Source organism: Pantoea sp. DY-17, assembly GCF_019795975.1.
Lineage (GTDB): Bacteria > Pseudomonadota > Gammaproteobacteria > Enterobacterales > Enterobacteriaceae > Pantoea > Pantoea leporis.
The window spans coordinates 346,804-367,787 of sequence record NZ_JAIMIG010000001.1; the positions used below are offsets into that span (position 1 = coordinate 346,804).

General features: G+C 54.4%; 19 protein-coding genes and 3 tRNA genes. 21 read left to right on the forward strand and 1 reads right to left on the reverse strand.

Annotation, left to right across the window (positions count from 1 at the left end):
- From K5Y33_RS01715 to K5Y33_RS01805, 19 genes are all read left to right on the forward strand, one after another.
- Entirely contained in the window at nt 1–717 is a 717-nt protein-coding gene (locus tag K5Y33_RS01715; protein WP_007890649.1) for a succinate dehydrogenase iron-sulfur subunit, read from the forward strand.
- Nucleotides 718–924: 207 nt separating this feature from the next.
- Complete coding sequence (gene sucA / locus K5Y33_RS01720; protein ID WP_110865741.1) at nt 925–3,732, forward strand: 2-oxoglutarate dehydrogenase E1 component; 2,808 nt, start codon at nt 925–927, stop codon at nt 3,730–3,732.
- A 15-nt stretch (nt 3,733–3,747) separates the two neighbouring features.
- The gene (gene odhB, locus K5Y33_RS01725) at nt 3,748–4,974 is read left to right on the forward strand and encodes a 2-oxoglutarate dehydrogenase complex dihydrolipoyllysine-residue succinyltransferase (RefSeq protein WP_101763215.1); all 1,227 of its coding nucleotides are present in this window, start codon (nt 3,748–3,750) and stop codon (nt 4,972–4,974) included.
- 60 nt (nt 4,975–5,034) lie between these two features.
- Nucleotides 5,035–6,201, forward strand: a complete 1,167-nt coding sequence (gene sucC, locus K5Y33_RS01730) for an ADP-forming succinate--CoA ligase subunit beta (protein ID WP_007890646.1) — start codon at nt 5,035–5,037, stop codon at nt 6,199–6,201.
- A complete protein-coding gene (gene sucD / locus K5Y33_RS01735) occupies nt 6,201–7,076 on the forward strand; it encodes a succinate--CoA ligase subunit alpha (protein WP_101763214.1) in 876 nt (291 codons plus the stop codon). The genes sucC and sucD overlap by 1 nt, the downstream gene beginning before the upstream one ends.
- Before the next feature lie 663 nt (nt 7,077–7,739).
- Nucleotides 7,740–9,311: a cytochrome ubiquinol oxidase subunit I gene (gene cydA / locus K5Y33_RS01740; RefSeq protein WP_101763213.1), complete on the forward strand. Its 1,572-nt coding sequence runs from the start codon at nt 7,740–7,742 to the stop codon at nt 9,309–9,311.
- 11 nt (nt 9,312–9,322) lie between these two features.
- Nucleotides 9,323–10,462: a cytochrome d ubiquinol oxidase subunit II gene (gene cydB, locus K5Y33_RS01745; RefSeq protein ID WP_101763212.1), complete on the forward strand. Its 1,140-nt coding sequence runs from the start codon at nt 9,323–9,325 to the stop codon at nt 10,460–10,462.
- A gap of 15 nt (nt 10,463–10,477) precedes the next feature.
- Complete coding sequence (cydX, locus tag K5Y33_RS01750; protein ID WP_007890642.1) at nt 10,478–10,591, forward strand: cytochrome bd-I oxidase subunit CydX; 114 nt, start codon at nt 10,478–10,480, stop codon at nt 10,589–10,591.
- Nucleotides 10,591–10,884: a cyd operon protein YbgE gene (gene ybgE / locus K5Y33_RS01755; protein WP_101763211.1), complete on the forward strand. Its 294-nt coding sequence runs from the start codon at nt 10,591–10,593 to the stop codon at nt 10,882–10,884. Before cydX ends, ybgE begins: the two co-directional genes overlap by 1 nt.
- Nucleotides 10,885–11,083: 199 nt before the next feature.
- Nucleotides 11,084–11,488, forward strand: a complete 405-nt coding sequence (ybgC, locus tag K5Y33_RS01760; RefSeq protein WP_008107385.1) for a tol-pal system-associated acyl-CoA thioesterase — start codon at nt 11,084–11,086, stop codon at nt 11,486–11,488.
- Nucleotides 11,485–12,171 (forward strand): Tol-Pal system protein TolQ, encoded by a 687-nt coding sequence (gene tolQ / locus K5Y33_RS01765; RefSeq protein ID WP_101763210.1) that lies wholly within the window; start codon nt 11,485–11,487, stop codon nt 12,169–12,171. Before ybgC ends, tolQ begins: the two co-directional genes overlap by 4 nt.
- A gap of 13 nt (nt 12,172–12,184) precedes the next feature.
- Nucleotides 12,185–12,613, forward strand: coding sequence for a colicin uptake protein TolR (gene tolR, locus K5Y33_RS01770; RefSeq protein ID WP_008107389.1), 429 nt, complete (start codon nt 12,185–12,187; stop codon nt 12,611–12,613).
- A 26-nt stretch (nt 12,614–12,639) separates the two neighbouring features.
- Nucleotides 12,640–13,917, forward strand: a complete 1,278-nt coding sequence (gene tolA, locus K5Y33_RS01775; protein ID WP_222233144.1) for a cell envelope integrity protein TolA — start codon at nt 12,640–12,642, stop codon at nt 13,915–13,917.
- Between the two features lie 117 nt (nt 13,918–14,034).
- Entirely contained in the window at nt 14,035–15,330 is a 1,296-nt protein-coding gene (tolB, locus tag K5Y33_RS01780; protein ID WP_101763208.1) for a Tol-Pal system beta propeller repeat protein TolB, read from the forward strand.
- A 64-nt stretch (nt 15,331–15,394) separates the two neighbouring features.
- On the forward strand, nt 15,395–15,913 hold the full coding sequence (pal, locus tag K5Y33_RS01785; RefSeq protein ID WP_101763207.1) for a peptidoglycan-associated lipoprotein Pal: 519 nt from the start codon (nt 15,395–15,397) through the stop codon (nt 15,911–15,913).
- A 9-nt stretch (nt 15,914–15,922) separates the two neighbouring features.
- Nucleotides 15,923–16,717 carry a cell division protein CpoB gene (gene cpoB / locus K5Y33_RS01790; RefSeq protein ID WP_101763206.1) on the forward strand — a complete coding sequence of 265 codons (795 nt, stop codon included), beginning with the start codon at nt 15,923–15,925 and terminating at the stop codon, nt 16,715–16,717.
- A gap of 166 nt (nt 16,718–16,883) precedes the next feature.
- Nucleotides 16,884–16,959, forward strand: a tRNA-Lys gene (locus K5Y33_RS01795).
- Between the two features lie 53 nt (nt 16,960–17,012).
- Nucleotides 17,013–17,088: transfer RNA gene (locus tag K5Y33_RS01800), tRNA-Lys, on the forward strand.
- Nucleotides 17,089–17,115: 27 nt separating this feature from the next.
- A tRNA-Lys gene (locus K5Y33_RS01805) sits at nt 17,116–17,191 on the forward strand.
- Between the two features lie 440 nt (nt 17,192–17,631).
- Here the strand turns inward: K5Y33_RS01805 and K5Y33_RS01810 are convergent.
- Nucleotides 17,632–19,098, reverse strand: coding sequence for an AlkA N-terminal domain-containing protein (locus K5Y33_RS01810; RefSeq protein ID WP_222233840.1), 1,467 nt, complete (start codon nt 19,096–19,098; stop codon nt 17,632–17,634).
- A 158-nt stretch (nt 19,099–19,256) separates the two neighbouring features.
- On the opposite strand from K5Y33_RS01810, the gene K5Y33_RS01815 reads away from it, so the two are divergent.
- Nucleotides 19,257–19,763: a methylated-DNA--[protein]-cysteine S-methyltransferase gene (locus tag K5Y33_RS01815; RefSeq protein ID WP_110865747.1), complete on the forward strand. Its 507-nt coding sequence runs from the start codon at nt 19,257–19,259 to the stop codon at nt 19,761–19,763.
- A gap of 135 nt (nt 19,764–19,898) precedes the next feature.
- The gene (gene nadA, locus K5Y33_RS01820; protein WP_101763203.1) at nt 19,899–20,960 is read left to right on the forward strand and encodes a quinolinate synthase NadA; all 1,062 of its coding nucleotides are present in this window, start codon (nt 19,899–19,901) and stop codon (nt 20,958–20,960) included.
- The last annotated feature ends 24 nt before the right edge of the window (nt 20,961–20,984 follow it).

Consider the following 20,984-nt stretch of genomic DNA (forward strand, 5'->3'; position numbering starts at 1 on the left):
ATGAGACTCGAATTTTCAATCTATCGTTACAACCCGGAAGTCGATGCCAAGCCGCGCATGCAGGAGTACACCCTGGAGTCGGAAGATGGTCGCGACATGATGCTGTTGGATGCGCTGATCCGTCTGAAAGAGAAAGACCCTACGCTGGCTTTCCGTCGCTCTTGCCGTGAAGGCGTGTGCGGTTCAGATGGTCTGAACATGAACGGTAAAAATGGTCTGGCGTGTATCACGCCGATCTCTGCGCTGGGCAACGGTTCGAAGAAAATTGTTATCCGTCCACTGCCAGGTTTGCCGGTGATCCGCGACCTCGTGGTAGACATGGGACAATTCTATGCACAGTATGAGAAGATTAAGCCTTTCCTGTTGAATAATGGGGAAAATCCACCGGCGCGCGAGCACTTACAGAGCCCAGCCGAGCGTGAGCATCTGGACGGTTTGTATGAGTGTATTCTCTGCGCCTGTTGCTCAACGTCGTGCCCGTCGTTCTGGTGGAATCCGGACAAGTTTGTCGGTCCGGCTGGCCTGCTGGCCGCTTACCGTTTCCTGATCGACAGCCGCGACACGGAAACCAATGCGCGTCTCGACAATCTCAACGATGCTTTCAGTGTTTTCCGCTGTCACAGCATCATGAACTGTGTGAGCGTGTGCCCGAAAGGCCTAAACCCAACGCGCGCCATCGGCCATATTAAGTCGATGCTGCTGCAACGCGGGGCGTAACAGAAAAAGTCACTCTCCGGGAACCTGAGTTCCCGGATGTTTACGGAAGCCTCTATAAGCGCGGTGCTGACCACGCTTATAAAGGTTCCCTTACGAGCCAGGCGCCGGTAGCGCACAGGTTCGTATCGCTGAACTCACTACGGCAAGCCGCGTAAGCGGTAAAAAATGAAACCTCATAAAAAGCAGATTAATGCTTAAGGGATCACAATGCAGAACAGCGCGATGAAACCCTGGCTGGACTCCTCCTGGCTGGCCGGCGCGAACCAATCTTACATAGAGCAGCTCTATGAGGATTTCCTGACCGATCCTGACTCAGTTGATGACATGTGGCGCGAGCTGTTCCAACAGCTGCCGGGCACTGGCGTGAAACCTGAGCAATTTCACTCCACCACGCGTGACTACTTCCGCCGCCTGGCTAAAGACGCTACGCGTTACACATCAACCGTGACCGATCCGGCAACCAACTCCAAACAGGTAAAAGTGCTGCAGCTGATTAATGCGTTCCGCTTCCGCGGCCATCAGCATGCAAACCTCGATCCGCTTGGCCTGTGGAAACAGGACACGGTAGCCGACCTCGATCCGGCTTATCACGATCTGACCGACGCCGATTTTCAGGAAAGCTTTAACGTAGGCTCTTTTGCTATCGGCAAAGAGACCATGAAGCTGGCCGATCTGTTTGCGGCGCTGCAGCAGACTTACTGTGGCTCGATTGGTGCTGAGTACATGCACATCAACAACACCGACGAGAAGCGCTGGATTCAGCAGCGTCTGGAATCGGTGGTGGGCCACGCGTCTTTCAGCAGTGACGAGAAAAAAGGTTTCCTGAAAGAGCTGACCGCGGCAGAAGGCCTGGAAAAATATCTGGGTGCAAAATTCCCGGGTGCGAAGCGCTTCTCGCTGGAAGGCGGCGATGCACTGGTGCCCATGCTGCGCGAGATGATTCGTCACGCGGGCAAGAGCGGTACGCGCGAAGTGGTGCTGGGTATGGCGCACCGCGGTCGTCTCAACGTACTGATCAACGTATTAGGTAAGAAGCCGCAGGATCTGTTCGACGAATTCTCCGGCAAGCACAAAGAACACCTCGGCACCGGCGACGTGAAGTACCACATGGGCTTCTCGTCTGACGTGGAAACCGAAGGCGGCTTAGTGCACCTGGCGCTGGCGTTCAACCCGTCGCATCTGGAAATCGTAAGCCCGGTAGTGATGGGTTCGGTGCGTGCGCGTTTAGATCGTTTGGCTGAGCCAAGCAGCAACAAAGTTCTGCCTATCACCATTCACGGTGATGCCGCTGTTATTGGTCAGGGCGTGGTGCAGGAAACCCTGAACATGTCGCAGGCGCGTGGCTACGAAGTGGGCGGTACCGTTCGCATCGTGATCAACAACCAGGTTGGTTTCACCACCTCCAACCCGAAAGATGCGCGCTCTACGCCGTACTGTACGGATATCGGCAAGATGGTGCTGGCACCGATTTTCCACGTTAACGCGGACGATCCGGAAGCCGTAGCCTTTGTGACTCGCCTGGCGCTGGATTATCGCAACACCTTTAAACGTGATGTCTTCATCGACCTGGTGTGCTATCGCCGTCACGGCCACAACGAAGCCGACGAGCCAAGTGCAACGCAGCCGTTGATGTACCAGAAAATCAAAAAACATCCGACGCCGCGTAAACTCTATGCCGATCAGCTGGAAAGCGAAGGCGTAGCGACCAGCGAAGATGCCACCGAGATGGTCAATCTCTATCGCGACGCGCTGGATGAAGGCGAATGCGTGGTGCCAGAGTGGCGTCCGATGAGCCTGCACTCATTCACCTGGTCGCCGTATCTGAACCACGAGTGGGACGAAAGCTACCCGGCAACAGTGGAACTGAAACGCCTGCAGGAACTGGCGCGTCGCATTAGCAGCGTACCGGAATCGGTAGAAGTGCAGTCTCGCGTTGCCAAGATCTACAACGATCGTAAAGAGATGGCCGAAGGCAACAAAGCGTTCGACTGGGGCGGTGCAGAAAACCTCGCCTATGCCACGCTGGTTGACGAGGGGATTCCGGTGCGTCTTTCCGGTGAAGATACCGGTCGCGGGACCTTCTTCCACCGTCATGCGGTAATCCACAACCAGACCAACGGCTCAACCTACACGCCGCTGCACCATGTCCATAACGGCCAGGGTCAGTTCAAAGTGTGGGATTCCGTGCTGTCTGAAGAAGCGGTACTGGCTTTCGAATACGGTTATGCCACCGCAGAACCGCGCGTGCTGACCATCTGGGAAGCGCAGTTCGGCGACTTCGCCAACGGCGCGCAGGTCGTGATCGACCAGTTCATCAGCTCCGGCGAACAGAAATGGGGCCGTATGTGTGGCCTGGTCATGTTGCTACCGCACGGTTATGAAGGTCAGGGTCCTGAGCACTCCTCAGCGCGTCTGGAGCGTTATCTGCAACTCTGTGCTGAACAGAACATGCAGGTGTGCGTGCCTTCTACGCCAGCGCAGGTTTACCACATGCTGCGTCGTCAGGCGCTGCGCGGTATGCGCCGTCCGCTGATCGTGATGTCACCGAAATCACTGCTGCGCCATCCGCTGGCGATTTCCAGCCTGGAAGAGTTGGCCACAGGCAGCTTCCAGCCAGCGATTGGTGAGATCGACGATCTCGATCCACAACAGGTAAAACGCGTGGTGCTGTGTTCGGGCAAGGTTTATTACGATCTGCTGGAGCAGCGTCGTAAAAACGAGCAGACCGACGTGGCCATCGTGCGTATCGAACAACTCTATCCGTTCCCGCACAAAGTCGTGCAGGACGTATTGAAAAACTATGCTCATGTGCAGGATTTCGTGTGGTGTCAGGAAGAGCCGCTGAATCAGGGCGCATGGTATTGCAGTCAGCATCATTTCCGCGAAGTGGTTCCATTTGGTGCGTCACTGCGTTATGCAGGCCGTCCGGCTTCTGCTTCACCGGCCGTGGGCTACATGTCCGTACATCAAAAACAGCAGCAAGACCTGGTTAATGACGCGCTGAACCTTGGTTAATAAAAAGGAAAGAAAATGAGTAGCGTAGAAATTCTCGTTCCCGATTTGCCTGAATCCGTAGCGGACGCAACGGTTGCAACCTGGCACAAAAAACCTGGCGACTCTGTGAGCCGCGATGAAGTACTGGTAGAGATTGAAACTGACAAAGTGGTTCTGGAAGTGCCTGCTTCAGCGGATGGCATCCTGGAAGCCGTGCTGGAAGAGGAAGGCGCTACCGTCACTTCTCGTCAGATTCTGGGCCGTCTGAAAGAGGGCAACAGCGGCGGGAAAGAGACTGCGGCCAAAGCGGAAAGCAACGAATCTACACCGGCACAGCGCCAGACCGCTTCGCTGGAAGAAGAGAGCAACGATGCGCTCAGCCCAGCGGTACGCCGCCTGATTGCTGAAAACAACCTCGATGCCAGCCAGATCAAAGGCACCGGCGTTGGTGGCCGTCTGACGCGTGAAGATGTGGAAAAACATCTGGCGAAGAAAGCTGACGGTGGCAAAGCTGCACCGGCTGCCGCGCCAGCCGCTGCTGCACCGCAGGCCGCTGTGGCTAACCGCAGCGAAAAACGCGTACCGATGACGCGTCTGCGTAAGCGTGTTGCCGAGCGTCTGCTGGAAGCGAAAAACAGTACCGCGATGTTGACCACGTTTAACGAAATCAACATGAAGCCAATCATGGATCTGCGCAAGCAGTACGGCGATGCGTTCGAGAAACGTCACGGCGTGCGTCTGGGCTTCATGTCCTTCTACATCAAAGCGGTAGTGGAAGCGCTGAAACGCTTCCCGGAAGTGAACGCGTCTATTGATGGCGAAGATGTGGTTTACCACAACTATTTCGATGTGAGCATTGCGGTTTCTACCCCGCGTGGTCTGGTTACGCCGGTGCTGAAAGATGTTGATGCACTGAGCATGGCCGACATTGAGAAGAAAATTAAAGAGCTGGCGGTGAAAGGCCGTGACGGCAAGTTGACGGTTGAAGAGCTGACCGGCGGTAACTTCACCATCACCAACGGTGGTGTGTTTGGTTCGCTGATGTCTACGCCAATCATCAACCCGCCGCAGAGCGCGATTCTCGGCATGCACGCCATCAAAGATCGCCCAATGGCGGTTAATGGTCAGGTTGTGATTCTGCCAATGATGTATCTGGCGCTCTCTTACGATCACCGTTTGATTGATGGTCGTGAATCCGTTGGCTATCTGGTCGCGGTGAAAGAGATGCTGGAAGATCCAGCTCGCCTGCTGCTGGACGTCTAATTTCGCCGGGCGCGCGGTGTGAAGGCGCGCCCAAACTCATACCTGAATGGATAGAACATCATGAATTTACATGAATACCAGGCGAAGCAGCTGTTTGCACGCTATGGCATGCCAGCACCGACAGGCTACGCCTGCACCACGCCACGTGAAGCTGAAGAAGCCGCGTCTAAAATTGGCGCAGGTCCGTGGGTAGTGAAATGTCAGGTTCATGCCGGTGGCCGCGGTAAAGCGGGCGGCGTGAAAGTGGTGAACAGCAAAGAAGACATTCGTGCTTTTGCTGAACACTGGCTGGGCAAACGTCTGGTGACCTATCAAACTGATGCGCACGGTCAGCCGGTAAACCAGATTCTGGTTGAAGCCGCGACGGATATCGATCAGGAGCTGTATCTGGGTGCGGTTGTTGACCGTGCTACCCGTCGTGTCATCTTCATGGCTTCGACAGAAGGCGGTGTTGAGATTGAGAAAGTGGCAGAAGAAACGCCACACTTGATCCACAAGATGGCGCTCGATCCATTAGCGGGTCCACAGCCGTATCAGGGCCGCGAGTTGGCGTTCAAACTCGGCCTGACCGGCAAGCAAGTTAGCCAGTTCACCAAAATCTTCATGGGTTTGGCGACCATGTTCCTTGAGCGCGATCTGGCGATGGTTGAGATCAACCCGCTGGTGATCACCAAGCAGGGCGATCTGATCTGCCTCGATGGCAAACTGGGCGCGGACGGTAACGCACTGTTCCGTCAGCCGGAACTGCGTGAAATGCGCGATCCGAGCCAGGAAGATCCACGTGAAGCCCACGCAACGCAGTGGGAACTGAACTACGTTGCGCTGGATGGCAACATCGGCTGTATGGTGAACGGCGCCGGTCTGGCGATGGGCACCATGGACATCGTGAAACACCACGGTGGTGAGCCAGCAAACTTCCTGGACGTTGGCGGCGGCGCAACCAAAGAGCGCGTCACCGAAGCCTTCAAAATCATTCTGTCTGACGATGCAGTGAAAGCCGTGTTCGTTAACATCTTCGGCGGTATTGTGCGTTGCGACCTGATCGCAGACGGCATCATCGGTGCCGTGGCAGAAGTGGGTGTCAACGTGCCGGTTGTGGTACGTCTGGAAGGTAACAACGCCGAGCTGGGCGCTAAGAAATTGGCGGACAGCGGTCTGAACATCATTGCAGCAACCAGCCTGACAGACGCTGCACAGCGTGTTGTAGCTGCAGCGGAGGGTAAATAATGTCCATTTTGATCGACAAAAACACCAAAGTCATTTGCCAGGGTTTCACCGGTGGTCAAGGGACGTTCCACTCTGAGCAGGCGCTGGCTTACGGTACGCAGCTGGTTGGCGGTGTAACGCCAGGCAAAGGCGGCACCACGCATCTCGGCCTGCCGGTGTTCAACACCGTACGTGAAGCAGTAGAAGCCACCGGCGCAACTGCCACCGTGATCTACGTTCCAGCGCCGTTCTGCAAAGACGGTATCCTGGAAGCGATCGATGCGGGCATTAAACTGATCATCACTATCACCGAAGGTATCCCAACGCTGGATATGCTGACCGTGAAAGTGAAGCTGGATGAAGCTGGCGTGCGCATGATCGGCCCGAACTGCCCAGGCGTGATCACGCCAGGCGAATGTAAGATCGGTATCATGCCAGGCCACATTCACCAGCCAGGCCGCGTCGGTATCGTATCGCGTTCAGGTACGCTGACTTATGAAGCCGTTAAGCAGACCACTGACATCGGCTACGGCCAGTCAACCTGCGTAGGTATCGGTGGTGACCCGATCCCTGGCTCTAACTTCATCGATATCCTGAAATTGTTCCAGGAAGATCCACAGACCGAAGCGATCGTGATGATCGGTGAGATCGGTGGTAGCGCGGAAGAAGAAGCAGCAGCTTACATCAAAGCCCACGTGACCAAGCCGGTTGTCGGCTACATCGCCGGTGTGACTGCACCGAAAGGCAAACGTATGGGGCACGCAGGCGCCATCATTGCCGGTGGTAAAGGTACCGCTGATGAGAAATTTGCTGCGCTGGAAGCGGCCGGTGTGAAAACCGTACGCAGTCTGGCAGACATTGGTGACGCGGTTAAAGCGGTTTTACCAATCAAATAAGCCAATACAGACTGACAATGAAAAGCCACCTTCGGGTGGCTTTTTTTTGGTAATAACCCGCCTGAAAGATAGGGAAAAAAGCGCAACGGCTTCAAAAAATTGCGGCTATGCTTACTCTGTCATCAAGGTAAAGAAGGGAAAAGGCGCTGGATTTTTGTCAAGCAATTGGCGTGCGGCTTTCCAAAATGAGGTTAAATAATTGCGGAAAAGGTAATTATATTCTTAATAATATGATGATGTTGTGACATCTAATTAACAACCACTGTAACACTACATATCTGGAAATTTATTGTCTTAATCTAGATCAATAATTGGCGACTTATAGGAAACTTTACCGCTAGCAAAAGGCCGACTAACCGGTATAAATTGCGCTGCATCAATTCAGTCTTCGTCATAATTTATCAGGAGTTTGTGCCAGGCGTTGTTATATCAATTCTGCCGCCTCCTCGTGTTACTCCTGCTTTAAATTGACTGAAAAGATCGGTTTTTAAGGGAATTTTATCACTGTTACTCGCTCTCTTCGGGCAACAGCTTTCTCTGTTCTATCAGTAACAAAACTGGAATCAATAATCAGTCGTTCCTGAATCTTGTTCTGCGCGTCAATGTCTGTTGTTTGCCGTTGTCATCCGCAGGGGAAGTTCATGCGAGGAGCAAGGAGTCATCATGTTAGATATTGTCGAGCTGTCGCGTTTACAGTTTGCCCTGACGGCGATGTACCATTTCCTGTTCGTGCCATTAACGCTGGGTATGGCGTTTTTATTGGCGATCATGGAAACGGTATATGTCCTGACGGGGAAACAAATTTATAAAGATATGACCAAGTTCTGGGGCAAGTTGTTTGGTATTAACTTTGCACTCGGCGTGGCTACCGGCCTGACCATGGAATTCCAGTTCGGTACCAACTGGTCATATTATTCACACTATGTCGGCGATATCTTCGGTGCGCCGCTCGCCATCGAAGGTTTAATGGCGTTCTTCCTCGAATCCACCTTTGTTGGCCTGTTCTTCTTCGGCTGGGATCGCCTCGGTAAGGTGCAACACCTTGCGGTGACCTGGCTGGTGGCGCTCGGTTCGAACATGTCCGCGCTGTGGATTCTGGTGGCGAATGGCTGGATGCAAAACCCCATTGCATCGGAATTCAATTTCGAAACCATGCGTATGGAGATGTTGAGTTTCTCCGAGCTGGTGCTGAACCCGGTTGCGCAGGTGAAGTTTGTCCATACCGTGGCCGCCGGTTACACCACGGGCGCGATGTTCATCCTTGGTATCAGCGCATGGTATCTGCTGAAAGGGCGCGACATTGCTTTCGCTAAACGCTCTTTCGCCATCGCAGCCAGTTTCGGTATGGCGGCGATTCTGTCAGTGATCGTACTGGGTGACGAATCCGGTTATGAAATCGGTGACGTGCAGAAAACCAAACTGGCGGCAATTGAAGCGGAATGGGAAACCCAACCGGCTCCGGCTGCGTTTACGCTGTTTGGTATTCCGGATCAGGAGACGCAGGAGAACAAATATGCGATTCAGATTCCGTATCTGCTCGGCCTGATCGCCACGCGTTCAGTGGATACGCCGGTCACCGGTTTGAAAGAGCTGCTGGCACAACATGAAGTGCGTATTCGTAATGGCATGAAAGCCTACGCGCTGCTGAACGAACTGCGTGGTGGCAGCAAAGATCCTGAGGTGCGCAGCCAGTTTGAAGCCAGCAAACAGGATCTCGGTTATGGCCTGCTGCTGAAGCGCTATACGCCGGATGTGGCTAACGCCAGCGAAGAGCAGATTCAGAAAGCGACACAGGATTCGATCCCACGCGTTGCGCCACTGTACTTCGCCTTCCGCATCATGGTGCTGGGCGGTGTGCTGATGCTGGGCATTATTGCGCTCTCCTTCTGGAGCGTGATTCGTAACCGCATCGGTAAGTCCCGCTGGTTACTGAAAGCCGCGTTGTACGGCATTCCGTTACCGTGGATTGCGATTGAAGCGGGTTGGTTCGTTGCTGAGTATGGTCGCCAGCCGTGGGCAATTGGTGAGGTGCTGCCAACCGCGGTCGCTAACTCCTCATTGACCGTTGGCGATCTGCTGTTCTCAATGACGCTGATTTGCGGTCTCTACACCTTGTTCCTTGTGGCGGAAATGTACCTGATGTTCAAGTTCGCGCGCCTCGGTCCAAGCAGCCTGAAAACCGGCCGCTATCATCATGAAACGCTGAAGACATCATCTCAGCCGGCGCGTGGATAAGGAGAGCGACCATGTTTGATTACGAAGTATTGCGCTTTGTCTGGTGGCTGCTGATTGGCGTGTTGCTGATCGGTTTCGCAGTCACCGATGGCTTTGATATGGGCGTTGGTATGCTGACGCGCATTCTGGGTCGTACTGATACCGAACGTCGCATCATGATCAATACCATTGCGCCGCACTGGGACGGAAACCAGGTTTGGCTGATCACTGCCGGTGGCGCGCTGTTTGCCGCCTGGCCAATGGTATATGCCGCCGCGTTCTCCGGCTTCTACGTGGCGATGATTCTGGTGCTGGCTTCACTGTTCTTCCGTCCGGTTGGATTTGATTACCGTTCAAAGATTGAAGATATGCGCTGGCGCGGCATGTGGGATTGGGGCATTTTCATCGGCAGCTTTGTTCCGCCGCTGGTGATTGGTGTGGCGTTCGGCAACCTGCTGCAAGGGGTGCCGTTCCATGCTGACGAATATCTGCGCCTCTTCTATACCGGCAATTTCTTCCAGTTGCTGAACCCGTTTGGCTTGCTGGCGGGCGTGGTGAGTGTGGCGATGATCCTGACGCAGGGCGCAACCTATCTGCAGATGCGTACTGCCGGTGAACTGCACGTCCGCAGCCGCAGCACCGCGCAAATCTCGGCGCTGGTAATGATGGTGTGCTTCATTCTCGCGGGTGTGTGGGTGAAATACGGCATCGACGGTTATGTGCTGAAAAGCGTTATCGATCATCACGCGGCATCCAACCCGTTGGGTAAAGATGTGGTGCGTGAAGCCGGTGCGTGGATGGTGAACTTCGATCAGATGCCAGTACTGTGGCTGTTCCCGCTGTTGGGCGTGGTGTTGCCGCTGCTGACCATTCTCTGCTCGCGTATCGAGAAGGGCGCTCTGGCGTTTATCTCGTCTTCATTGACTTTGGCTTGCGTGATTATGACGGCCGGGATTGCGATGTTCCCCTTCATCATGCCATCCAGCACCGTGCCGGGCATCAGCCTGACCATGTGGGATGCCACGTCTAGCCTGCTGACGCTGAAAGTGATGACCATTGCCGCCATCATCTTTGTACCGATTATCCTGGCGTACACCGCCTGGTGTTATTACAAGATGTTTGGCCGTATCACCAAAGAACACATTGAGAGCAATACGCACTCCCTGTACTGATTAAGGAGATTGAGCATGTGGTATTTTGCCTGGATTCTTGGCACCTTGCTGGCCTGTGCGTTCGGTGTGATTACGGCGCTGGCGCTGGAGCACGTTGAAGAGAGCAGCGCGAAGGACGAGCAAGTCTGATGCGCACACTGATTCAGACTCTTTATCGTCTGATGGACAAGGGCCCGCTTCGGGCCCTTTCGCTAATCCTCGCGTTGTGGCTGGCGGGCTGTGTCATTTGGCAGCCTTCACGCTTTGCCGCGCGCACCAGTGATTTAGCGATATGGCACGGAATGCTGCTGATATGGGCCGTTTGTACCGGCGTGATACACGGCACCGGATTTCGCCCTCAGCGCCTACGCTGGCAAGCGCTCTTCTCGCCGTTGCCCGCGATGATAGTTTTAGTGGCAGGAATTTTCTGGTTCTACTATTAAGTCCAGGCTCTGGACTTAAAAAACGCCGCAATTTCAGACGCTGACGTGAGGTTTTGTCAGCGTCCGGTCAAGAAACATCCTATAAATCCTTCCAGTTGTTAACCTGTGATAATTATTTTCTCGCGGCGTCAGCGGACCATTCCCAAGCCGATCTCTCTTGCGTATAGTAGCAACGTTTAAAATGAGACCGGGATGTAGAGTGAGTACAACGCTGTTTCGCTGGCCGGTTCGTGTCTATTACGAAGACACCGATGCCGGTGGTGTGGTTTACCACGCCAGTTATCTTGCTTTCTATGAACGAGCACGTACCGAAATGTTGCGCCAGCACCATTTCAATCAGCAGGTCCTGTTGGAAGAGCAGGTGGCTTTTGTGGTACGACGCATGACGATCGATTTTGTTGCGGCTGCACGTCTGGACGATCTTTTGGAAATTCAAACAGAAGTGACCTCAATGACGCGTGCAACGATGACGTTCTCGCAGCGTATCGTGAATGCAGAAGGCAAAGTGCTAAATGAAGCAGAAGTCCTGATTGCCTGCATCAACCCACATCTAATGAAGCCAATTGCGCTTCCCAAGTCTATTGTCGCGGAGTTCAAGCAGTGACTGACATGAATGTTCTTGATTTGTTCCTGAAGGCGAGCCTTCTGGTCAAACTTATCATGTTGATTTTGATCGGCTTTTCTATTGCCTCATGGGCGATCATTATTCAGCGTACGCGCATTTTGAATGCGGCGGGGCGCGAAGCCGAAGCGTTTGAAGATAAGTTCTGGTCGGGTATCGAGCTGTCACGCCTGTATCAGGAAAGCCAGGGACGCCGCGATGAACTGAGCGGATCTGAGCAAATTTTCTATTCGGGTTTCAAAGAGTTTGCGCGTTTGCATCGTGCTAACAACCATGCGCCTGAAGCGGTTGTTGAGGGCGCGAGCCGTGCGATGCGTATCTCCTTCAATCGTGAACTGGAAACGCTGGAAACTCACATTCCTTTCCTTGGCACCGTTGGCTCCATCAGTCCGTATATCGGTCTGTTTGGTACGGTGTGGGGGATCATGCACGCCTTTATCGCCCTCGGTGCGGTAAAACAGGCCACGCTGCAGATGGTTGCACCGGGTATTGCCGAAGCGTTGATCGCGACCGCAATCGGTCTGTTTGCGGCCATTCCTGCCGTTATGGCGTACAACCGTCTGAACCAGCGCGTTAACAAGCTGGAACAGGGCTACGACAACTTCATGGAAGAGTTCACGGCTATCCTGCATCGTCAGGCTTTCTCCACCGACAACACGAAGTAAGTCGAGGTTTACGATGGCCAGAACCCGTGGTCGCGGTAAACGCGACCTTAAGTCGGAAATCAACATTGTTCCACTGCTGGACGTGCTGTTGGTGTTGCTGCTCATCTTTATGGCAACCGCGCCGATTATTACCCAGAGCGTGGAAGTGGATCTGCCGGATGCGACAGATTCAAAAACCGTCTCAACTGATGATAATCCACCGGTGATTGTTGAAGTGTCTGGTGTTGGCCAGTACAGCCTGGTGGTGGATCACGATCGTATGACGCAGTTACCGCCGGAGCAGGTGGTGAGCGAAGCGCAGCGCCGGATTGAAGCCAATCCGAAAACGGTCTTCCTGATCGGCGGTGCGAAAGACGTCCCTTACGACGAAATCATCAAGGCGCTGAACCTGTTACATCAGGCAGGCGTGAAATCTGTCGGTTTGATGACGCAGCCGATTTAAAGCGAACCGTTTTTTGGGAACCGAGTGTGTCGAAGGCAACCGAGCAGAACGACAAGTTAAAGCGCGCGATAATCGTTTCGGTGATTCTGCACATCGTGCTGATCGCCTTACTGATTTGGAGCTCGTTTAACGAAAAAATCGAATCCAGCGGCGGTGGCGGTGGCAGTGATATTGACGCAGTGATGGTCGATTCCGGCGCCGTGGTTGAGCAGTATAACCGCCAGCAGAATCAGCAACGAGACAGTCAGCGCGCCGAGCAGCAGCGTCAGAAGCAGTCGCAGCAGCAGGCCGAAGAGTTACAGCAGAAACAAGCTGCTGAGCAGCAGCGCCTGAAAGAGATGGAAAAAGAGCGCTTGCAGGCCCAGCAGGAAGCCAAAGAGCAGGCGAAGCAGCAGGCCGAGCAGCAGAAAGCCGCTGAAGCCGCCGCTAAGCAAGCCCAGGAACAGCAGAAAACTGCCGAAGCCGCCGCAGCGAAAGCCAAGGCTGATGCCAAAGCGGAAGCTGATGCGCAGGCAAAAGCAGCGGCTGACGCCAAAGCCAAAGCGGTAGAAGAAGCCAAGCAAGCCGCAGCTGACGCGAAGAAGAAAGCAGAAGAGCAGGCGAAAGCCGCTGCCGCTGAAGCAGCGAAAGAGAAAGCGGCGCAGCAGGCAAAAGCGGCCGCAGAATCGAAAGCCAAAGCGGACGCTGAAGCCAAAGCGCAGGCTGCTGCCGATGCCAAGGCGAAAGCGGCTCAGGAAGCCAAAGAGGCTAAAGAGCAAGCGGCTGCTGAGGCGAAGGAAAAAGCCGCAGCAGAAGCCAAAGAGAAGGCTGCCGCCGAGGCGAAAGCCAAGGCCGATGCGGCTGCTAAGGCAAAAGCGGATGCAAAAGCGAAAGCGGCTGCGGATGCCAAAAAAGCCGCCGCTGAAGCTGCGAAGAACGAAAATGCGGTTGATGACCTGTTAGGTGGTTTGTCTTCTGGTAAGAATGCACCGAAAAGCGGCACCGCATCGGGTGGCGCTGCAGGGCAGGGCAATCAGAAGAAATCCGGGGCTTCTGGTGCGGATATTAGTAATTATGCTGGTCAGATTCAGGCTGCAATCAAAAGTAAATTTTATGATTGGGAAAGCTTCAAAGGCCGAACTTGTACTTTGCGTCTCCAGCTAATGCCGGATGGTACATTGGCAGGGATTAAGTCTGAAGGTGGAGATCCTGCATTGTGCCAAGCTGCGGTAGCGGCTGCTAAACAGGCTCGTATTCCTAAGCCTCCAAGCCAGGATGTCTATCAGGTGTTTAAGAATGCACCTCTGGATTTCAAGCCTCAGTAAATGCAGTAACGTACGGCAGGTTGAACTAAGGTTAGCTTGCCATACTCTATGAGTACTCGTGTTTTTCAGGAACTGTGCGAATTATCATGAACCTCTGGTTCAGGTAAGGGAGAAAAAATGAAGCAGGCACTTCGTGTAACCTTAGGTTTTTTTGTACTGCTGTGGGCAGCAATGCTTCATGCAGAAGTCCGTATTGAAATTACGCAGGGCGTTAACACCGCACGTCCTATTGGTGTGGTCCCGTTCCAATGGGCTGGCCCAGGTGCGGCACCAGAAGACATCGGCGGGATCGTTTCTGCTGACTTACGTAACAGCGGTAAATTCAATCCGCTCGATCGTTCTCGTCTGCCACAACAGCCAGCCAGCGCGCAGGAAGTTCAACCTGCCGCATGGAGCGCCTTGGGTATTGATGCGGTCGTAGTTGGTCAGGTAACGCCTAACGCTGACGGCAGCTATCAAGTTGCCTATCAGCTGGTGGACACTGGCGGCGCGCCAGGCACCGTGCTGGCGCAGAACTCTTATAAAGTGACTAAGCAGTGGCTGCGTTACGCAGCGCACACCGCCAGTGACGAAGTGTTCGAAAAGCTGACCGGCATCAAAGGCGCATTCCGTACCCGCATTGCCTATGTGGTGCAGACCAATGGCGGTCAGTTCCCGTATGAGTTGCGCGTGTCGGATTACGATGGCTACAACCAGTTTGTGGTTCACCGTTCACCGCAGCCATTGATGTCTCCGGCCTGGTCGCCAGATGGCAGCAAAGTGGCTTACGTGACCTTCGAAAGCGGCAAATCTGCGCTGGTGGTTCAGACGCTGTCTAACGGTGCAATCCGTCAGGTGGCTTCTTATCCGCGTCATAACGGTGCGCCAGCCTTCTCACCAGACGGTTCTAAACTGGCCTTCGCGCTGTCGAAAACCGGTAGCCTGAACCTGTATGTGATGGATCTGGCTTCTGGTCAGACGCGTCAGGTGACCGATGGTCGCTACAACAGCACTGAACCAACGTGGTTCCCGGACAGCCAGACACTGGCTTACACCTCGGATCAGGCCGGTGCGCCCCAGATTTATAAAGTTGGTATCAACGGCGGTGCGCCACAACGTATTACCTGGGAAGGTGCGCAAAACCAGGATGCGGATGTGTCAACCGACGGTAAAACTATGGTGATGATCAGCAGCGCCGGTGGCGCTCAGCACGTCGCCAAACAGGATCTGGTAACGGGAGCCGTTCAAACAATAACGGACACGTTCCTGGATGAAACGCCGAGTCTGGCGCCAAACGGCACAATGGTAATCTATAGCTCTACTCAGGGGATGGGTTCCGTGTTGCAATTGGTTTCAACCGACGGGCGTTTCAAAGCGCGTCTTCCGGCAACTGATGGACAGGTCAAATTCCCTGCCTGGTCGCCGTATCTGTGATGCATAGGTCCCCTGCACGGCGGGGGATTAAAATGTATGGCAAACAAAATAATAGGATAAAGAAATGCAACTGAACAAAGTGCTGAAGGGTTTGATGCTGGCTCTGCCGGTTATCGCAGTAGCTGCATGTAGCTCACACAAAAACAACAACAACGATCAGACTGGCATGGGCGCTAACGACGGTGCTTACGGTGCTGGTCAGAACGGCGGTAACATGTCTTCTGATGAGCAAGCGCGCCTGCAGATGCAGCAGCTGCAGCAGAACAACATCGTTTACTTCGGTCTGGACAAGTATGACGTGGCTTCTGACTACGCTCAGATGCTGGATCAGCACGCTGCATTCCTGCGTGGCAACCCGTCATACAAAGTGACCATCGAAGGTCACGCGGATGAGCGCGGTACCCCAGAATACAACATCGCTCTGGGCGAACGTCGTGCAAGCGCCGTTAAGATGTATCTGCAAGGCAAAGGCGTTTCTGCTGACCAGATGTCTATCGTTTCTTACGGTAAAGAAAAACCAGCTGTACTGGGTCATGACGAAGCGGCTTACGCTAAAAACCGTCGTGCCGTACTGGTTTACTAAGAAAATATCATGATGAGTAACTTCAGACTTCATCTGTTGAGTCTGTCGTTACTGGTTGGTTTAGCGGCTCCTTTGGGGGCCGCTAATGCCCAGGCGTCAATCAGTAGCGTTGGCTCAGGCTCGGTCGAAGACCGCGTCACCACTCTTGAACGTATCTCTAATGCCCAGGCTCAGCTTTTGCAGCAATTGCAGCAGCAGATGAGCGACAACCAAAGCGATATCGATTCGCTGCGCGGGCAAATCCAGCAAAATAGCTATCAGCTTAATCAGGTGATTGAGCGCCAGAAGCAGCTCTATCAGCAAATCGACAGCCTTAGCTCCGGCAGTAACGGTGCGCAGGCGAGTGGTGGTGCTGATGCCGCTGCAGCGGGCGCTGCGGCTTCTGCGGATAGCGGTAGCAGCGCCAGTTCGGCCGCGCCAGCGCAAACCGGCGATGCCAACACGGACTACAATGCTGCGGTTGCGCTGATTCTGGAGAAGAAGCAGTACGATCAGGCGATTACTGCCCTGCAGGCTTGGGTGAAGAAATATCCTGATTCTACCTATCAGCCGAATGCCAATTACTGGCTGGGTCAGCTGTATTACAACAAGGGTAAAAAAGACGATTCGGCTTATTATTTTGCCACTGTGGTAAAAAATTACGCGAAATCGCCAAAAGCCCCGGAAGCGCTGTTTAAGGTTGGTGTGATCATGCAAGAGAAGAACGATACGGCGAAAGCCAAGGCTGTCTTCCAGCAAGTGATCAAACAATTCCCAAATAGTGATTCTGCTAAGCAGGCGCAAAAACGCCTTGCCGGGTTGTAATTTGTGCCTAAAAGACCGGATTTCGTGTGATTTCTGGTCTTAAAGCATGAAAGGTAAGCAATTGAGACATTTAGTGGAAAATAAGGGTTGCGCCCTCCCGCTAAATCAGTAATATATGCCGCCGTTGCCGGGACATATCTTAACAAGTATCGGCAGCACTGAAGATGGGTCGTTAGCTCAGTTGGTAGAGCAGTTGACTTTTAATCAATTGGTCGCAGGTTCGAATCCTGCACGACCCACCATCTCAACCCGTTGTAAGTGAGATGATTTCTTCAGTAAGCTTCACAACCTTGATGGGTCGTTAGCTCAGTTGGTAGAGCAGTTGACTTTTAATCAATTGGTCGCAGGTTCGAATCCTGCACGACCCACCATCAAGTAAAGGTTGTAAGCCCCACAGCGGGTCGTTAGCTCAGTTGGTAGAGCAGTTGACTTTTAATCAATTGGTCGCAGGTTCGAATCCTGCACGACCCACCAGTTATGTAGAAAGGCGCCCTAAAGGCGCCTTTTTGCTTTTCTACGCTAGGTGGATTTGCTTTGAGATGGTGCACCGGCCAGATAAGGCGGGGCGGATCGCGAAGAAACCTCACATCCCTGTGGATCGGCCTCGCAAGTACTCGCCTCATCCATGAGGCTCGCCCGCAAGCGGGCAACGCTTCGCGTTGTGCAAAAACACTCCCGGCGTTTTTGTCCATGGCTCGGACGCTTCGCTCCTTCCGCTCCCGCCTTTTCTGGCCCTTATGCTTTGTCGTTGCTTGAAATAATCGCACGCATGCTGGACGAAGACGGAAGGGCCGGGCGGTGGAGTAAAGCTTCCGGCGCATGGATGCGCCGGCAGAGCCTACAGGGATGTATCCACGGCGACTTTACGGAACCGCCCGGTCCTTCCGGCTGGTTGGCAAGCTTTTAAGCCCAATCTATTTTTTAACCTTAACCGGCGTCAGACTTTTCCAGATATGCAGCACCGCATAGCTGCGCCACGGCCGCCAAAGCTGCGATAACTGCTCCGCCACTTTGGCACTCACGCCGCCGAGATTATTACGAATCGCAATATCCTCTTTGGGAAACGCATCAGGCCAACGCAGTGCGCGCATGGCGATATAACTTGCCGTCCACGGCCCTATGCCTTTCAGCGCCAGTAACTGCTGCTGAACCACGTCCGGATTCACCGCACCGTTAAAGCGTAATGCGCCAGAAGCGCAGGCCTGCGCCAACGCCTGAATGGCATGTGAACGCGCACTGACGATTCCCAGGCTGGCAATATCATCGATGCTCGCCGCCGCTAGCGACTCCGCATTTGGCGGCAAACGCGAAAGTTCTGACCACGGCGTCACCAGCGGCTCACCAAAGCGCTGTGCCATTCGGCTGCTTAGCGTGGTTGCGGCTTTGACGGTAACCTGCTGGCCGAGTATCGCGCGCACACCCAACTCAAAGCCGTCAAACGCACCAGGAACGCGCAAACCCGGAAAGCGGGACAAGCTCTCGGCTAAAAGCGGATCGTGGCTTAGATGCTCAGCTATGCGCTGTGGCTGCGCATCCAAATCAAACAGATCGCGTAGCCGACGCAGCAGAGCGGGCAGCACTGGCGTTAGCGACGTTGTGAATTGCACCTTCAGCGACTGTTTCCCCGCAACATGGCTCACACGCACCCAGCCGCGACAGTTGCCCAGCGCCACGGTGCGGTGATACATGCCCTCGTTCACCCATTCCACTTCCTTCATCACACGCTGTTGCAGGAAATCGAGCATCGCATCCCAATCGTAAGGCGGCCGATAACTCAGGCGCAGTTCGGCGCTCTCCTGCGTGGTTTTCACGGCGTCGGGTTGATTCTGCTTACGTAGGCGGGAGGGCGTCATGCGATAGCGCGCCTGGAACACATCGTTAAAGCGCCTCAAACTGCGGAAGCCGCTGGCGTAAGCAATTTCCGTGACCGGCAAAGAGGTTTCTGTCAGAAGTTGCTTGGCTAGCAGCATACGACGTGTCTGACGCAGCTCTAAAGGCGATACGCCGAGCTCCTGCTGCACCACGCGACGCAATTGACGTTCACTGAGGTCAAACTCGCCAGCGATGTCTGCCAGCGTCTCCTGCTCTTCCAGCAAGCCCTCTTCGATGCGGCGAATCAAACGATCGGCAATGCGGTGATGGCTATCCACCGGCGCAGAGCCGGGCGCCAGTTCCGGACGGCAGCGTAAACACGGACGGAAGTGCGCTTTCTCGGCGGCTTCTGCGCTACTAAAAAACAGGCAGTTCTTCTGCATCGGCGCTTTCACTGGACAAATGGGGCGGCAATAGATGCCGGTGGATGTCACGCCAACAAAAAACAGCCCGTCGAAGCGGCTATCGCGCGACGTCAGCGCCTGGTACGCAATTTCAGCATCAAACATCATCGTCTCCGGCAAATAAACGGCATAGTCGCGCAAGCTGAACAGGAAAACTCGCTGCTTTCGGACAACTAACCAGTTTATGCTGATGACCGAAAACAGCCAGTTTCCTGCGGCGGAAATGCGATAATCGCCAGCAGAGAATATGCCGGAGGTGCACCATGTATCATGCCAAAATCATCGCGACGCCCGTTGGCGAGCTCACGCTTGTTGCCACCGATAAAGGATTGTCGGCGATTCTGTGGGAAAACGAAGGGGCGCAGCGCGTGCCGCTGAAGCCGATCAGCCGTAACGATCAGCATCCGATTCTGTGTGAGGCCGAACGCCAGCTGCGCGAATATTTCGCCGGTGAGCGTCAGCAGTTTGATATGCCGTACGACACCGTCGGCACCGAGTTCCAGAAAAAAGTGTGGCAGGCGCTGCTCACCATCCCGTTTGGAGAAACGCGCAGCTACCAGCAAATCGCCGAGCAGATCGGCAATCCGAAAGCGGTGCGCGCTGTGGGCGCAGCGAACGGTAAAAATCCGCTGTCGATTATGGCACCGTGCCATCGCGTGATTGGCAGCAACGGCAAACTCACCGGTTTTGCAGGCGGACTCACCGTTAAAGCCTTCCTGCTGGAGCTGGAAAGTCCGCAGAAAACGTTGAGCAGCGCATTGTTGCTGTAGAGCGCGCAAAAAAGAGACGACACTCTCGCGCAATTCCGTTATCGTGTTTAGCATATAAAACACGATAGCGGTTTTGATGCCGCATCATTGCCGTAACCGGCAATTTTGTTAAATTGAGAAAACGAGAGCCGTGTCATGAGCCTGATGTTCGATCCTGAAAGCGCGATCTATCCTTTCCCGCCGAAACCGGCACGTCTCAGCGACGATGAAAAAGCCCACTACAAAAACAAAATCAAACGCTTGCTGAAAGAACGCGATGCGGTGATGGTGGCGCATTACTACACCGATCCCGAAATTCAGGCGCTGGCGGAAGAGACCGGTGGCTGCGTATCGGACTCACTGGAAATGGCGCGTTTCGGCAGCACCCATCCCGCTAAAACCTTGCTGGTGGCGGGCGTGCGTTTTATGGGTGAAACCGCAAAAATCCTTAGCCCGGAAAAAACCGTGCTGATGCCCACCTTGCAGGCGGAATGCTCGCTCGATCTCGGTTGCCCAATTGAAGAATTTAACCGCTTCTGCGATCAGCATCCCGATCGCACTGTGGTGGTGTATGCCAACACCTCGGCGGCGGTGAAGGCGCGTGCGGATTGGGTCGTCACCTCGAGCATCGCGGTTGAGCTGATTGAGCATCTCGACAGCCTCGGCGAGAAAATCATCTGGGCACCGGATCGCCATCTCGGCCGCTACGTCACGCAAAAATCCGGCGCGGATGTGCTGTGCTGGCAGGGCGCCTGTATTGTGCATGACGAATTCAAAACACAGGCTTTGCAACGCATGAAGGCGCTCTATCCGCATGCGGCGGTGCTGGTGCATCCTGAATCACCGCAGGCGATTGTCGATCTGGCTGATGCGGTGGGATCCACCAGTCAGCTGATTCAGGCGGCGCAAAGTTTGCCGCATCCGCAGATGATCGTCGCCACCGATCGCGGCATCTTCTACAAAATGCAGCAGGCGGTGCCGAACAAAGAGTTGCTGGAAGCGCCCACCGCAGGCGAGGGCGCCACCTGCCGCAGCTGTGCGCACTGTCCTTGGATGGCGATGAACGGCCTGAAAGCGATTGCCGAAGGACTGGAGCGTGGCGGCAGCGCGCATGAGATCCATGTGGATAGCGCGTTGCGTGAGGCCGCGTTGCTACCGCTCAACCGCATGCTATCCTTTGCTGCAGATCTCAAACTTAAAATCAAAGGGAATGCATGACGGGCTCCCGTTACACAGGCACCT